The following is a 14,000-nucleotide window of genomic DNA, read 5'->3' as shown; positions in this document are numbered from 1 at the left end:
CCGCCGCGCGGGTGCGTACGACGGGCGGGTCCCCGGGTTCCCCGAACCGGGGCGCCTAACAGGAGCCGTCCGAGCGCGCCTCGCCCGCGCCCCGCCCGCCCTTTGGCGGTTCCCGCGGTCCTTGCGCCCGCCCTTTGGCGGTTCCCGCGGTCCTTGCGCCCGCCCTTTGGCGGTTCCCGCGGTCCTTGCGCCGGCCCCCTTCGGCCCCTTCCGCCCCCGGGCGCGGCCGGTTCACCGTCGCCGACGACGCGTCGTTCGCCGTGGCGCCGGGCGGCTCCCTCGGAGGCTGGTCCAAGGCGGTCGGCTGGGCTTCTCCGGCTCCATCTGCGGGGTGCTGCCGCCGACGGAGGCCGTCGGGGCGGTCGCGCGGCCGGAGAAGGGGGAGGGCGACCCCGTCGTCCGGCTGATCCGCGCCCGTGAGATGAGGGATCGCTGAGAATCCTCGAGGCGTTTGAACGCTCCGGCCCCCGACTCCGTATGGAGCGGGGGCATTTCATGTCCGAGTCCGCCACGACACAGGAGCACGCCTTGGGACACAACAGGCGCAGACGCCCGACCGGGGCGCGCCGCGCGACCTTCGGAGCATTCGCGCTGATACTCGGAGGCGGCGGCCTGGTGGCCGTCAACGTGTTCGCCTCCGCCACCGAAGCCGGCGACACCGCTGTTCCCCTGGGCAGTTCCGGTGTGGCGGCCACCGTCGACTGCCCCGACCTGAGCGAACGGCTGACGACGGTCCCCGAGCAGGCGAGGCCGGACGTCGACACCGAACTCGCCCGGCTCGACGAGCAGATCGCCACCGCCTACCGCCAGCTCCAGGAGGCCGCCCGCACCGCGAACGACGGCAGGCTCGACGAAAAGGCCATCCTCGACCCGCTGAAGAAGGAGCGGGCCGGGACGATCGAGCGCATCGCGGCGGCCATCGACAAGGCCGCCGACCGCCCCGAGGGCCTGGACACCCTGGCGGAGTGCACGCTGCGCCGCACCGAGGTCGCCACGGCGGACACGCCCGGCGGTGCCCCGGACGACCAGGGGCGCAACGGCAAGGGCGAAGAGTCCGCGAACGGCGGAGACGGCGAGGAAGCGGGGGAGGGCGAACAGCCCGGTGACGGGCAGCAGCCCGGCAACGGCGGACAGGCGGGCAACGGCCCCGTGGCGGCGGACTACGTCGACATCGAGTCCGTCCGGCCCAACGTCGTGAAGGCGCCCCAGGGCAAGAAGGCCTCGCGCGGGTCCTTCGCCACCGACTGCGGCGTCAACGCCGAGGGCCTGTTCAACTCGGACAACCTCATCGCCGCCCCTGGTGTCAGCAACGGCGCCCACCACTTCCACGACTACGTCGGCAACCAGGCCAACGACGCCTTCGCCGCCGACGAGGACCTGGCCGCCGCCGCCACGAGCTGCGCCGACCAGGGCGACAAGTCCTCGTACTACTGGCCGGTGCTCCGCCTCCAGAACGGCACCGTCGAACAGGATGCCCAGTCACCCGGCGGCGGCATCGAGGGCAACGCCGGTGAGATCGTCACACCGGCCGAGGTCACGCTGACGTTCGAGGGCAACGAGCGCGGCAAGGTCACGGAGATGCCGCGACTGCTGCGCATCATCACCGGTGACGCGAAGGCGTTCGTCAACGGCAACACCAACGCCAACGCCTCCTGGAGCTGCACCGGCTTCGAGGACCGGCAACTGAAGGACAAGTACCCGCTCTGCCCGTCCGGCAGCGACGTGGTGCGCACCTTCACCTTCCAGAGCTGCTGGGACGGCCGCAACATCGACAGCGCCAACCACCGCACCCACGTGGCCTTCGCCGCCGCCGACGGCCGCTGCCCGGACGGGTTCCGGCCCATTCCGCGGCTGGTCCAGCGTGTCGTGTACGACGTGGACGCGCCCAGTCTGCAGGACGGGGGCAAGACCGTGCCGCTGTTCGCGGTGGACTCCTTCCCCGAGCAGTTGCACAAGCCGGTCACGGACCACAGCGACTTCATCAACGTCTTCGACGAGGACCTGATGCGGGACATGGTCGACTGCATCAACGACGGCCGCGAGTGCGGTCCCGGCACACCCCCGGGATCGGAGCCCGGCCAGGGCGAGGACCCGCAGGAGCAGCCGACCGAGAACCCCACCGAGGATCCTGCGGACAACCCCGCTGAGGACCCCGCGCAGCACCCCACCGAGAACCCCACCGAGAACCCCGCGGAGAACCCCACCGAGGACCCGCAGGAGCAGCGGCCGACCGAGAACCCCGCCCCCTCCGGGCCCCCGGCCGAGCAGACCGCCACGGCCTCCGCACCCGTGGGCTCCGGCCAGGACGGGCACGACGACGGAAAGGGCGACCGGGACCGGACAGGGAACGACGCCGGGCAGGACGTGGGGGACAAGTCCGCGCCCCCGGCCCCGGACCGGAACGACGACGCCTCCCCGGGCGCCGAGCCCAGGGCGGCCACGACACCCGCCGCCGACACCCCGGACGACACGAGCGGCGCACAGGCCGCACCCGGGACGACACAGGGCGCGGGCGGCGGTGGTGACGACGACGCCGGGTCGGCGACCGAGCCGCAGGCGGCGCAGGGCGGACTCGCGGAGACCGGCTCCGGCCTCGGCCTGTGGCCCGCGGCGGTCGGAGGCGTCCTCTTCGCCGGCGGCTGTGTGCTGCTGATCCGCTCCAGGCGACGTTCGCTGTGACGCCGGTATGACCTCGGTATGACGCCGGCAGGACGCCGCATGACCTCGGTGTGACGCCGGCATGACGCCGGCAGGACGTCGTTCTGACCGCGGGCGGGTAGGGCCAGGCCCTACCCGCCCGCGGTCACGACCGCATCGAACGCGCCATCGCCGGACGGCATCTGGCGCATTTCAACTATTGCCATTCCCTTTACCCGGGCGCAGCCTGTTCCCCGAGAGGCTTTTGGGAGCGCTCCCATCGGCGCTTCGAGCCCACCCATGATGGCTGTCCCCCCACGCGAAAGAAGGACGTCATGACTTGTCATGATCGCGACAAGGAGACCCGGCGGGCGTCGACCCTCACCCTGGGCGCCCTGACCGCGACCGCGACCCTGCTCACCCTCATCCCGTGGAGCGGCACTGCCGTCGCCCACGGCTCTGTCGTCGACCCGGCCTCCCGCAACTACGGCTGCTGGCAACGCTGGGGCGACGACTTCCAGAACCCCGCCATGGCCCAGGAAGACCCCATGTGCTGGCAGGCATGGCAGGACAACCCCAACGCCATGTGGAACTGGAACGGCCTGTACCGCAACGGCTCCGCCGGCAACTTCGAGGCCGTCGTCCCCGACGGCCAGCTCTGCAGCGGCGGCCGCACGGAGGGCGGCCGCTACAACTCCCTGGACACTGTGGGCGCCTGGCAGACCACGGACATCACCGACAACTTCACCGTCAAGCTGTACGACCAGGCCAGCCACGGCGCCGACTACTTCAAGGTCTACGTCACCCGGCAGGGCTTCGACCCCGCCACCCAGCCCCTGACCTGGGACTCACTCCAACTGGTCGCCAGCACGGGCCGCTACGGCCCGAGCCAGAACTACGAGATCCCGGTGAGTACCTCGGGCCTGAGCGGCCGGCACGTCGTCTACACGATCTGGCAGGCGTCGCACATGGACCAGACGTACTTCCTGTGCAGCGACGTCGACTTCGGCTGATCGCGCCCTTCCCGTCCCCCCACCCCCGCCGGGCGCCGAGCGTCCGGCGGGGACACCGGTTGGTATGACCGGCCCGCGAAGTACCTCTGGCCGCCCCGGCGTGCGGTATAGGTCCCCTCATGGACCCCATGAACCACCCCGTGAACCATCCCAGGGACTACTACGACCTCGGCACCCACGGTCGCCCGGTGACGACCTCGTCCCCCGAGGCCCAGCGGTGGTTCGACCGCGGACTGGTGTGGACGTACGCCTTCCACCACGAGGAGGCCGTCGCCTGCTTCGAGGCCGCCGCCGCGGCCGACCCGCACTGCGCCATGGCCCACTGGGGCATCGCCTACGCCCTCGGCCCGAACTACAACAAGCCGTGGGAGGCCTTCGACGCCGAGGAGCTGACGCGGACCGTCGACCGCACCCACGCCGCCGTCGAACTCGCCCACGAGAAGGCGGCCCGCTCTGCCACCCCGGTCGAGCGCGCCCTGATCGGCGCCCTGCGCGCCCGCTACCCGCAGGCGCGCGCCGTCGAGGACTGCTCGGTGTGGAACGCGCCGTACGCCGAGAACATGCGTGCCGTCCGGGAACTCGCCCCGGACGACCTGGACGTGGCCGCCCTCTACGCCGACGCGCTGATGAACCTGACGCCCTGGCAACTGTGGGACCTGCGCACGGGACGGCCCGCCGAGGGCGCCCGCACCCTGGAGGCGAAGGACGTCCTCGACCGGGCCCTGGGCACCGAGGGCGGACGTGCGCACCCCGGTGTCCTGCACCTGTACATCCACCTGATGGAGATGTCGGCCACTCCCGAGGCGGCCCTCACCGTCGCCGACCGGCTGCGCGGCCTGGTCCCCGACGCCGGGCACCTCAACCACATGCCGTCGCACCTCGAAGTGCTGTGCGGCGACTACCGGCGCGTGGTGTCGGACAACAGCGCCGCGATCGCCGCCGACGAGAAGTACCGAGCGCGGGCCGGGGCGATGAACTTCTACACCCTCTACCGCTCGCACAACTACCACTTCCGGATCTACGGCGCGATGTTCCTGGGCCAGTACCAGGTCGCCCTGGACACCGCCGCACAGCTCGAGGCGTCCGTCCCCGAGGAACTGCTGCGCGTCGAAAGCCCGCCGATGGCCGACTGGCTGGAGGGCTTCGTCGCCATGCGGGTGCACGTCCTGATCCGGTTCGGGCGCTGGGCGGACATCCTCGGACTGCCGCTGCCCGCCGACCCGCGCCTGTACAGCGTGACGACCGCGATGCTCCACTACGCCCGCGGGGTCGCCCTCTCGGCCACCGGCAGGATCGCCGAGGCGGAGGCCGAGCGCCTCCTGTTCCGCGAGGCGGTCGCCCGGGTGCCGCGGACGCGCACGCTGTTCAACAACACCTGCGCCGACATCCTCGCCGTCGCCTCCGCCATGCTCGACGGCGAACTGGAGTACCGCAAGGGCGACCACACCGCCGCCTTCGCCGCCCTGGAGCGGTCGATCGAACTGGACGACAACCTCCCGTACGACGAACCGTGGGGCTGGATGCAGCCCACCCGGCACGCCTACGGCGCCCTGCTCCTGGAACGGGGCCGGGTCGCGGAGGCCGAGGCGGTGTACCGGGCCGACCTGGGGCTCGACGACACCCTTCCCCGCCCCCTGCAGCACCCCGGCAACGTCTGGGCCCTGCACGGACTCCACGAGTGCCTGGTGCGGCTGGGTAGGCCGGGGGAGGCGCGGATCGTGGCACAGCAGTTGAAGTTCGCCACCGCCCTGGCCGACGTACCCGTCGAGGCTTCCTGCTTCTGCCGCCTCGACACCTCCCCGGCCGACGGCGGTGCGGGCGGCTGCTGCGCCACGGACCACTGACCGGCACAACACCGGACGCGGGACACCGGGCCCGGCTCGCCGTCGCCGCCGGCCACGCCCGCGGAAGCGCCGGTGACCGGTCCGGGTGGCACCGGCACGACCGGCGCCTCTATACGATGTCGCCTCGGACGGACATCGGACGGGCAAGGGACTGCGGCGGAAGGAGACGGGCCGTGACAGATCACCGGCGTCCGCGGCGGCGGGGGCAGGGCGAGCTGGAGGCGCTGGTGCTGTCGGCGCTGCGCGAGGCGGACGGCCCCGCGACGGCCGGCTGGGTGCAGAAGCGCCTGGGCGGCGACCTCGCCTACACCACGGTGATCACGATCCTGACCAGGCTGCTGGAGAAGGGCGCGGTCGGCCGCGAGCGCGCGGGCCGGTCCTTCGCCTGGACACCCGCCTCGGACCAGGCGGGCCTGGCCGCGCGCAAGATGCGCAAGGTGCTGGACGCCGAGAGCGACCGGGAAGCGGTGCTGGCCAGCTTCGTGATCGGCCTCGACCCGGACGACGAGCGGCTGCTGCGCGAACTGCTGGGGCACGCGCCCGAGGCGGGGGACGGCTGACGCCGCACGGCCGTTTTCGTCTTTCTGCCGCTGGTTCTGCCGTTGACGGCATGGCCGATCGGGGTGATGGTGGTCGGCACCGCGGAGGTGCCGGGCAACCCCCTGCGCGGTGCGGACGAGTCCTGCACCGTCAACGTCTCGGCCGAGGTCGTCCGCGGCAACGTGAAGACCGTCCGGGCGGCGCCGGGGGCGGTCGGGCAGTCGGCCGCCCCCGAAGGCGTGGTGACCCTGTGGTAGCTTGCGGGAGCCAGTCGAACCCACCTGGTGGGTCAGGGAATCCGGTGCGAATCCGGAGCTGACGCGCAGCGGTGAGGGGGACGGGCGGGACAAGAGCCACTGGACGGCGGGAGCCGTCCGGGAAGGCGTTCCGTCCGGTCGATCCCGAGTCCGAAGACCTGCTGGCACCCGCGCCGCGCACGGCGCGGGCCGCACCGTACGAACGGGCTTCGCGTATGAGCCCTCGACGCCAGAGGATCTTCCTTGCCCGCAGCGTGCCCCGCCGCCTCCCGACGCCTGCTCCGTTCCCGCCGCTCGTCCCGCGGCCCGGCCCTGCTCGTCTCCGTCGCCCTGCTGGCGGCCGGGTGCGGCTCCACAGCGACCACCACCGACTCCGCCGTACCGGCCGAGGCCGCCGGTTACCCCCGCACCGTCACCGACTGCGGGTACCGGGTGGAGGTCGGCGCGCCGCCCCGGCGGGCGGTCTCCCTCAACCAGGGCACCACCGAGATCCTGCTGTCGCTCGGCCTGGCCGACCGGATGGCGGGCACCGCCACCTGGACCGACCCGGTCATGAAGGGCCTGGAGAAGGCTAACGCCGGCGTGCCCAGACTCGCCGACGACATGCCCTCCTTCGAGAAGGTCCTGGACGCCGAACCCGACTTCGTCGCCGCCTCCTTCGCCTCCACGCTCGGCCCCGGCGGCGTGGCAACGCGCGAGCAGTTCGACGAACTCGGCGTACCGGCCTACCTGTCCCCGTCCGACTGCGCCGGCAAGGACAACGGCGGCGACGGCGACGGCGTCCGCAGCAAGGCCCTGACGATGGACACCGTCTACGGCGAAGTCCGCGACCTCGCCCGGATCTTCGACGTCGAGCAGCGTGGCGAGGAACTGGTCGCCGACCTGAAGGCCCGGGTCGAGAAGGCCACGTCGGGCGTCGACGCCTCCGGTGTCACCCTCATGTACTGGTTCGCCAACTCCACCTCGCCCTACCTGGCGGGCTGTTGCGGCGCCCCCGGCGTCATGACCCGCGCGGTCGGCGCGAGGAACGTCATGGACGACACCCGTGAGGAGTGGCCGCAGATCGGCTGGGAGACGGTCGCCGACCGTGACCCCGACGTCCTGGTCATCGGCGACCTCACCCGCAGGTCGCAATCGGCCGAGACCGCCGCGAAGAAGATCGAGTTCCTGGAGTCCGACCCCGTCACCAGGAACATGACCGCCGTCAGGAAGAAGCGCTACGTGCTCCTCAGCGGGCAGGCCATGAACCCCACCATCCGCACCGTCGAGGGCGTGGAGAAGGTGGCGGCGGCGTTGCGCGCGTACGGCCTCACCAAGTGACGTCCACCGGCCGGGCGGCCCCCGGCATACGCGCGACCGGCCGCACGTACCCGGCGTGGGCGGCGGCCGGACTCCTCGCCCTGTGCGCCTCCGTGGCCGTCGCCGTCACCATCGGCCCGGCGGACATCGGCGTCGGCGAGGTGTGGTCGGTGGTCGCCGCCCACCTCGGCGGGGGCAGCCCCGGCGTCGACGTCACGCCCCTGCGCGACGGCATCGTCTGGAACCTGCGGCTGCCCCGCACCCTCCTCGCCGCGGTGTGCGGCGCCGGACTCGCCGTGTGCGGCGCCGTACTCCAGTCCCTGCTGCGCAACCCGCTCGCCGACCCCTTCGTGCTGGGCGTCTCCTCCGGCGCCTCGACCGGTGCCGTCCTGGTCGTCGTACTCGGTGTGGGCGGCGGCGCCCTGTCCCTGCCGGGCGGGGCGTTCGTCGGGGCCGTGTGCTCGTTCGCGCTGGTGATGCTGCTCAGCCACAGCCTCGGCGGAACCCCCGACCGGGTGGTGCTCGCCGGCGTGGCGGCCATGCAGATGTTCTCCGCGCTCACCTCGTTCGTCGTGATGACCGCGGCCGACGCCGAGACCACCCGCGGCGTACTGTTCTGGCTGCTCGGCTCGCTCGGCGGGGCTGACTGGACGGACGTGTGGACGGGGGCGGCGGCCCTGGCCGTGGTGCTGGCCGTGTGCCTCGGATACGCCGGGACGCTGGACGCCTTCGCGTTCGGCCAGGAGGCGGCGGCCACGCTCGGCGTCCACCTGGCCCGTACCCGGCTGGTACTGCTGTGCGCGACCGCGCTGCTCACCGCCGCCCTGGTCGCCTCCGCCGGTGCCATCGGCTTCGTCGGACTGGTGCTGCCGCACGCCGTACGGGCGGTGACCGGCCCCGGACACGCCCGGCTGCTGCCGGTCTGCGCGCTCGCCGGGGCGGTGTTCCTGGTGTGGGCCGACACCCTGGCGCGTACCGTCCTGGAACCCCAGGAGATCCCGGTGGGGGTGGTGACCTCGATGATCGGTGTGCCCGCGTTCGTCCTCGTCCTGTACCGCACCCGGAGGATCCGGTGACACTGAGGGCCGAGCGGGTCTCCCGCGCCGCCGGCGGGCGGCTCATTCTGGACGGCGTCGGCCTGAGCCCCCGGCCCGGCGCCATGACGGGCCTGCTCGGTCCCAACGGCTCGGGGAAGTCCACGCTGCTGCGGCTGCTCGCCGGCGTCCTGGCCCCGGCCGGCGGCGTCGTCACCCTCGACGGCCGCCCGCTGGACCGGGTGGGCCGCCGGGACGTGGCCCGGCGCGTGGCGGTGGTCGAGCAGCAGGCCGACACACAGGTCGAACTCACCGTCCGGGACGTGGTCCGGCTCGGCCGGATCCCGCACCGCCGTGCCTGGACGCCGACGTCGACGGCGGACGAGGAGGCGGTCACGGACGCCCTGGAACGCACCGCTCTGGCCGGGCAGGCGGACCGGCTGTGGCACACCCTGTCCGGTGGTGAACGCCAGCGCGTCCAGATCGCCCGCGCCCTCGCCCAGCGGCCACGCGAACTCCTGCTGGACGAACCGACCAACCACCTCGACATCCAGCACCAGCTCGACGTGCTGTCCCTCGTCGCCGCACTGCCCGTCACCAGCGTCGTCGCCCTGCACGACCTGAACCTCGCGGCGATGTACTGCGACCACCTCGTGGTGCTGTCCGAGGGGCGGGTCGTCGCCTCCGGCGATCCCGCGGAGGTCCTGACCGCGGACCTCGTCGCCGATGTGTACCGGGTGCGCGCCGAGGTCGGCCACGGCCCGGGCGGCCGCCCGCACGTCCGCTTCCTCGGCACCCTGACGGCCAAGCCCCCGAGCCGGGCCCTGACCCGCCCCGGGCGGGCGACCGAGGACGACCGTACTGCCTGAGCAATGCGGGAGTGCCTGAGCAATGCGGGAGTACCTGAGCAAGGCGGGAGTGCCGGCATGGCGCGCACGCGCAAGCCGCCGTCCGCCCCAGCGGCCCCGGCCGGCCTGTCCGCACGCATGTCCCCCCGGCACGTATGTCTCCCGGTCGTCGGTTCCCCGGGTCGTGGGTCCCGCGGTCGTAAGGTCGTGAAGTCCGCGGTCGTGAGGTCCGCGGTCGTGGGTCCCGCGGTCGTGGGTCCCGCGGTCGTGAGGCCCGAGGTGCGGGACCGCCCGTCGTGCGGGCGTGCCGTACGTCCTGCTCACCGTCGGCGCCGACCGCCCGGCGGAGCTCCCGCGGAGCACGCCGCGGCCGGCGGGCCACCGGGTCGTGCCGGCGCGGGGCGGCGCCCGGATGCGTGGCCCGGCTGACCGAGCGGTGCTTCGATCCGGCCGTCCTCGACGTGACGCCGCCTGATCCCGCACCGGCTCGGCGGCAGGACCGGCAGGCTCGCCGGACCCGTCCGGCCTCCCGTACTCCTGCTCGACGGCGAGATCCTCGGCAGCACGCGGTCCGGCGCTGGCGGCGGGCCGGTGCAGACGGCGGAGGCCCCCACCGCCGAGCGCTTGGTCCGCGCGGCCGAGCCGCGGGCGGAAAGCCAGCGTCCCGTCGGCTCCGGACGCCCGCCTTCCCGCGCGCCGCGAGCCCTGGGGCACCCGCGCGCCCACGGCCCGGCCGCCCGGTCGTTCACCCACCGCCGGGGAAGCGCCGGGCGGGTCAGTCCATCAGTCCGGCGGCGAGCGTGGCCCCCAGCTCCCAGCAGGCCTCCAGATCGGCCTTTCCGGGCTCGCCGGCCACGCTCACCACCGGGGCCGCGCGCTGCCAGGCGAGGCCCGTCGTGACCGACTCGACGGCGCGCACCGCGCCGGTGGTGTCGCTGCCGCCGTGCACGTAGTAGCCGAAGGGCCGGCCCCGCGTGTCGTCCAGGCAGGGGTAGTAGACCTGGTCGAAGAAGTGCTTCAGTGCCCCGGACATGTAGCCGAGGTTCGCCGGGGTGCCCAGCAGGTACCCGTCGGCCTCCAGCACGTCGACGGCGGTCGCCGCCAGCGCCGCCCGCCGGACCACCCGCACCCCCTCGATCTCCGGCGCGGTCGCCCCGGACACGACGGCTTCCAGCATCGCCCGGCAGTTCGGCGACGGCGTGTGATGCACGATCAGCAAAGTGGCCACAACCGAAGCCTGCCGTCCGGCGCCCCCGTCCCGCAAGGAACGCCACCCGGTGCCCGCCCCGCCGGCGGCGCGGGCTACGGGACGCGGTCCGGCCGGGCCCGGGCGCCGGAGGTACAGTCGGCTCGCCGCTCAGCCCGTGCCGGACCGGGCGCCGCGGCCCGATGTTTCCTCGTCGTGATCCGGCCAGGGAATACCATGACAAGTACGCAGCAACCGTCCAAACCGGCCCCGGCGGCCCCGAAGACCCCGGCTACGCCCGCTGCCGCCGGCGCCGCTGCGTCCGGCGACGAGCGCGTCACGCGGATAAGACGGCGTCTGGAGCGGCTGATCGGGATCGCGGCGACCGAGGGCAACGCGCTGACGGTCCTGCGCAACGGGGACGAGATCTTCGCCGCCATGCTGGCCGCGATCGGCAGTGCCGAGCACACGGTGGACATGATGACGTTCGTGTACTGGAAGGGCGACATCGCCCGCCGCTTCGCCGAGGCCCTCGCGGAGCGGGCGCGTGCCGGGATACGGGTGCGGCTGCTGCTGGACGGGTTCGGCAGCCGGCTGATCGAGGCCGAGCAACTGCGGACGATGGAACGGGCCGGGGTGCAGGTGGCGTGGTTCCGCAAGCCGCTGTACCTCTCGCCGCTCAAGCAGAACCACCGCTGCCACCGCAAGGTCCTCGTCGTCGACGAGGAGACCGCCTTCACCGGCGGAGTGGGGATCGCCGAGGAGTGGTGCGGCGACGCGCGCAATCCGCACGAGTGGCGTGACACCCACGTCGAGGTCCGGGGCCCCGCGGTGGACGGCGTCGCCGCGGCCTTCGCACAGAACTGGGCGGAGTGCCACGACGAGCTCTTCGACGACCGGGACCGGTTCGTCACGCACCCGCACCAGGGCGACGCGGTCGTCCAGGTGGTGCGCGGTTCGGCGAGCTTCGGCTGGCAGGACATGCAGACCCTGCTCCGCGTGATGCTGGAGTCGGCCGAGGAACGTGTCCGTCTGGCCACCGCGTACTTCTCACCCGACGCGTACTTCGTCGAGCTGCTGTGCGCCGCCGCGCGGCGCGGGGTCGAGGTGGAGATCGTGCTGCCCGGGCCGCACACCGACAAGCGGGTCTGCCAACTGGCCGGACAGCACTACTACGAGGACCTCACCGCGTGCGGGGTGCGGATCCACCAGTACCAGCCGACGATGATGCACGCCAAGATCGTCACCGTCGACCGCGTCGCCGCCCTGATCGGCTCGACCAACTTCAACCGCCGTTCGCTCGACCACGACGAGGAGGTCATGCTCGCCGTGCTGGACCCGGAGTTCACCGCGACACTGGACGAGCACTTCGAGGCGGACGTCGCGGCCAGCACACTGATCCGGGCGGGCAGGTGGAAGAGACGCTCCGCCCTCCAGCGGGCCCGTGAGGTCGCCGTCCGGCCCCTGCGCCGGTTCCTGTGAGGGTCGCCCCGCCGCTCTCCTCCGCCCGCGTCCTCGCCGAAGCCGTCCGGGAGCGGGCCCGGTGAAGGCCCGTCCCGGACGGCCGCTCCGTCCCCGGACTACGGCCGGGCGTCCAGCCAGCTCATCTTGTGTCCGTAGAGCACACGCTGGCAGTAGTCCGTGCCGACCGGGTCGGCGGGATCACGGTTCGCCGTGCAGTCGGACGCCACCCCCGGGCGGTGTTCGGAGACGGACCACAGCCGTCCCGTGCCGCGCTCGACGTAGAGGTCCTCGGCGCCCCGGGCGGTCTTGACGGCCTGGCCGTCCTGGACCAGTCGGCCGTCGCTCCAGTGGTGGCGCCACAGGTTGCCCGGCTCGTCCGTGCCCTTGGACTGGTTCACGTACAGCGTGCCGTTGTACGCCGCCGCGCCCTGCGCGCCCCCGTTGGTCATCGTCAGGTAGTTGGCCCAGCCTTCCGCGGTCACGTCGGCGGAGCGTCCCGCCAGGGCGGCCACCGGGTACGAGGCGATGCGGCCGGTGGAGGGGTAGCCGCTTTCCGGACGGCAGTACTCACCCATGATCAGGCGGTCGGGGACGGTGCTGCGGTCCAGTGAGATGTACGAGGCCTTCGGGGCGCCGGTGGCGACACAGGCGTAGGAACCCTTGGGGTTGTTCTGCGTCGCCTTGAACCTCCACGCGGCCACCTGCGGCATCACGTAGCGGTACCCGAAGCTGTACCAGACGTGATTGTGCCGGCCGACCTTGGTCTTGTCCTGGACGTTGGCGGTGGTCTGCACACCGTCGGTGTCGGAGCCCATCGCGTCGTGCGTGCCGGGGTCGCCGTCCGGGTCCAGGTCCATGATGTAGCGCATGTCGAAGACGCGCAGGCCGTTGCGGGTGTCCGCGACGTACAGGTAGTTGCCGTACCAGACGATCCCGCCGGCGTGGACGCCCTTCTGGATCGGGTACTCGGCGGCGTGCAGCCCGTCGAAGGAGATGTGGTCGGCGGAGTTCACATAGGTCCAGCCCAGCAGGACGTGCCGGTACTTGATCTCGGGGCTGCCTGTGGCCGGGTTGGTCCGGCTCTGCACGAAGGTGATCCGGACGCCTTTCTGGTTGCAGGCGTCGTTGGCTTCCGCCTCGCTCGCGGTGCAGTCACCGGTAGACGGGTCCGGGTCGTCCTCCCGGCCCGGGTCCCAGCCGTCGTAGGAGGCGTAGAGCCGGATGTTCCCGGCTTCGCCCCACAACTCGTTGTCCTTGGCGTCGGAGACGCCGCTGAAGCCCTGCGGGACCCACTCCCGGGAAATGGAGTCGTCGTTCTGCAGGCAGTACTTGATGTCGGGGTCCGGGGCGGTGCCGAACGAGTCGCGTGAGCACCACGGCTGGGCGGTGCGGTTCGCCCCGGCCAGCAGGTTCTGCACGCCCGACTTGGGCAGGACCACGTCCAGGCGGGTGACCCGCCTGGTGGTCTCGGCGTTCATCGCGCCGGGCGAGAGCGTGAAGTCACCGGGCGAGGCCGCGCCGCCCGGAGCCGTCCAGTCGCGGGCGCCGTACGGCGAAGGGGTGCCCTCCGTCGCGCGGGGTTCCTGGATCCAGGACTCCGGTACATCCGGCGGAAGGTCCTCCGCCTGGGCCGGAGCCGCGAGGCCGGTGAACGCGAGCGCGGCCGCGGCGGCTGTGGTGATCCAGGCACGGCGTATTCGACTTCCGGGCATGTGGGGATTCCCTCCGTCACTCGTACGACCAGCGAGTCGAGCGGAGGTTCGCAGAACGTTTATGCGAGGCGCAAGCGTGCCTGTCGCGCCAACTGCCCGGAATCAGGGGACGGTTGGGCGGGCAGTCCGTACATCCCGTCCGCTCGGACACGCCGGCGGGCCGACC

11 protein-coding genes and 1 riboswitch are annotated in these 14,000 nt (G+C 72.7%); of the genes, 9 read left to right on the top strand and 2 right to left on the bottom strand.

Annotated elements, in window-relative coordinates:
- The first annotated feature begins 495 nt into the window (after positions 1 to 495).
- From B1H29_RS02620 to B1H29_RS02585, 8 genes are all read left to right on the top strand, one after another.
- Positions 496 to 2,679: a DUF1996 domain-containing protein gene (locus B1H29_RS02620; RefSeq protein WP_167392507.1), complete on the top strand. Its 2,184-nt coding sequence runs from the start codon at positions 496 to 498 to the stop codon at positions 2,677 to 2,679.
- 293 nt (positions 2,680 to 2,972) lie between these two features.
- The gene (locus B1H29_RS02615) at positions 2,973 to 3,650 is read left to right on the top strand and encodes a lytic polysaccharide monooxygenase auxiliary activity family 9 protein (protein WP_055421316.1); all 678 of its coding nucleotides are present in this window, start codon (positions 2,973 to 2,975) and stop codon (positions 3,648 to 3,650) included.
- 128 nt (positions 3,651 to 3,778) lie between these two features.
- Entirely contained in the window at positions 3,779 to 5,494 is a 1,716-nt protein-coding gene (locus tag B1H29_RS02610) for a tetratricopeptide repeat protein (protein ID WP_167392506.1), read from the top strand.
- Between the two features lie 173 nt (positions 5,495 to 5,667).
- Positions 5,668 to 6,054 carry a BlaI/MecI/CopY family transcriptional regulator gene (locus B1H29_RS02605; protein WP_055421318.1) on the top strand — a complete coding sequence of 129 codons (387 nt, stop codon included), beginning with the start codon at positions 5,668 to 5,670 and terminating at the stop codon, positions 6,052 to 6,054.
- Positions 6,055 to 6,096: 42 nt separating this feature from the next.
- Positions 6,097 to 6,291 (top strand): hypothetical protein, encoded by a 195-nt coding sequence (locus B1H29_RS02600; protein ID WP_079159979.1) that lies wholly within the window; start codon positions 6,097 to 6,099, stop codon positions 6,289 to 6,291.
- Positions 6,286 to 6,471: riboswitch (cobalamin riboswitch) on the top strand. Its footprint overlaps the gene before it by 6 nt.
- Before the next feature lie 63 nt (positions 6,472 to 6,534).
- The gene (locus B1H29_RS02595; protein ID WP_079159978.1) at positions 6,535 to 7,611 is read left to right on the top strand and encodes an ABC transporter substrate-binding protein; all 1,077 of its coding nucleotides are present in this window, start codon (positions 6,535 to 6,537) and stop codon (positions 7,609 to 7,611) included.
- 26 nt (positions 7,612 to 7,637) lie between these two features.
- The gene (locus B1H29_RS02590; RefSeq protein ID WP_055421626.1) at positions 7,638 to 8,666 is read left to right on the top strand and encodes a FecCD family ABC transporter permease; all 1,029 of its coding nucleotides are present in this window, start codon (positions 7,638 to 7,640) and stop codon (positions 8,664 to 8,666) included.
- Entirely contained in the window at positions 8,663 to 9,493 is an 831-nt protein-coding gene (locus B1H29_RS02585) for an ABC transporter ATP-binding protein (protein WP_055421319.1), read from the top strand. Before B1H29_RS02590 ends, B1H29_RS02585 begins: the two co-directional genes overlap by 4 nt.
- Positions 9,494 to 10,247: 754 nt before the next feature.
- Here the strand turns inward: B1H29_RS02585 and B1H29_RS02580 are convergent.
- The gene (locus B1H29_RS02580; protein WP_055421320.1) at positions 10,248 to 10,700 is read right to left on the bottom strand and encodes a flavodoxin family protein; all 453 of its coding nucleotides are present in this window, start codon (positions 10,698 to 10,700) and stop codon (positions 10,248 to 10,250) included.
- A gap of 195 nt (positions 10,701 to 10,895) precedes the next feature.
- Between B1H29_RS02580 and B1H29_RS02575 the strand changes: the two genes are divergently transcribed.
- Positions 10,896 to 12,140, top strand: coding sequence for a phospholipase D-like domain-containing protein (locus B1H29_RS02575; RefSeq protein WP_055421321.1), 1,245 nt, complete (start codon positions 10,896 to 10,898; stop codon positions 12,138 to 12,140).
- A 98-nt stretch (positions 12,141 to 12,238) separates the two neighbouring features.
- Here the strand turns inward: B1H29_RS02575 and B1H29_RS02570 are convergent, their stop codons facing one another.
- A complete protein-coding gene (locus tag B1H29_RS02570; RefSeq protein ID WP_055421322.1) occupies positions 12,239 to 13,834 on the bottom strand; it encodes a hypothetical protein in 1,596 nt (531 codons plus the stop codon).
- Positions 13,835 to 14,000 lie beyond the last annotated feature (166 nt).

The organism is Streptomyces pactum (assembly GCF_002005225.1).
Classification (GTDB): Bacteria; Actinomycetota; Actinomycetes; order Streptomycetales; family Streptomycetaceae; genus Streptomyces; species Streptomyces pactum_A.
The sequence above is the reverse complement of the archived record's forward strand: the minus strand, read 5'-3'. Positions and strand labels throughout refer to the sequence as shown.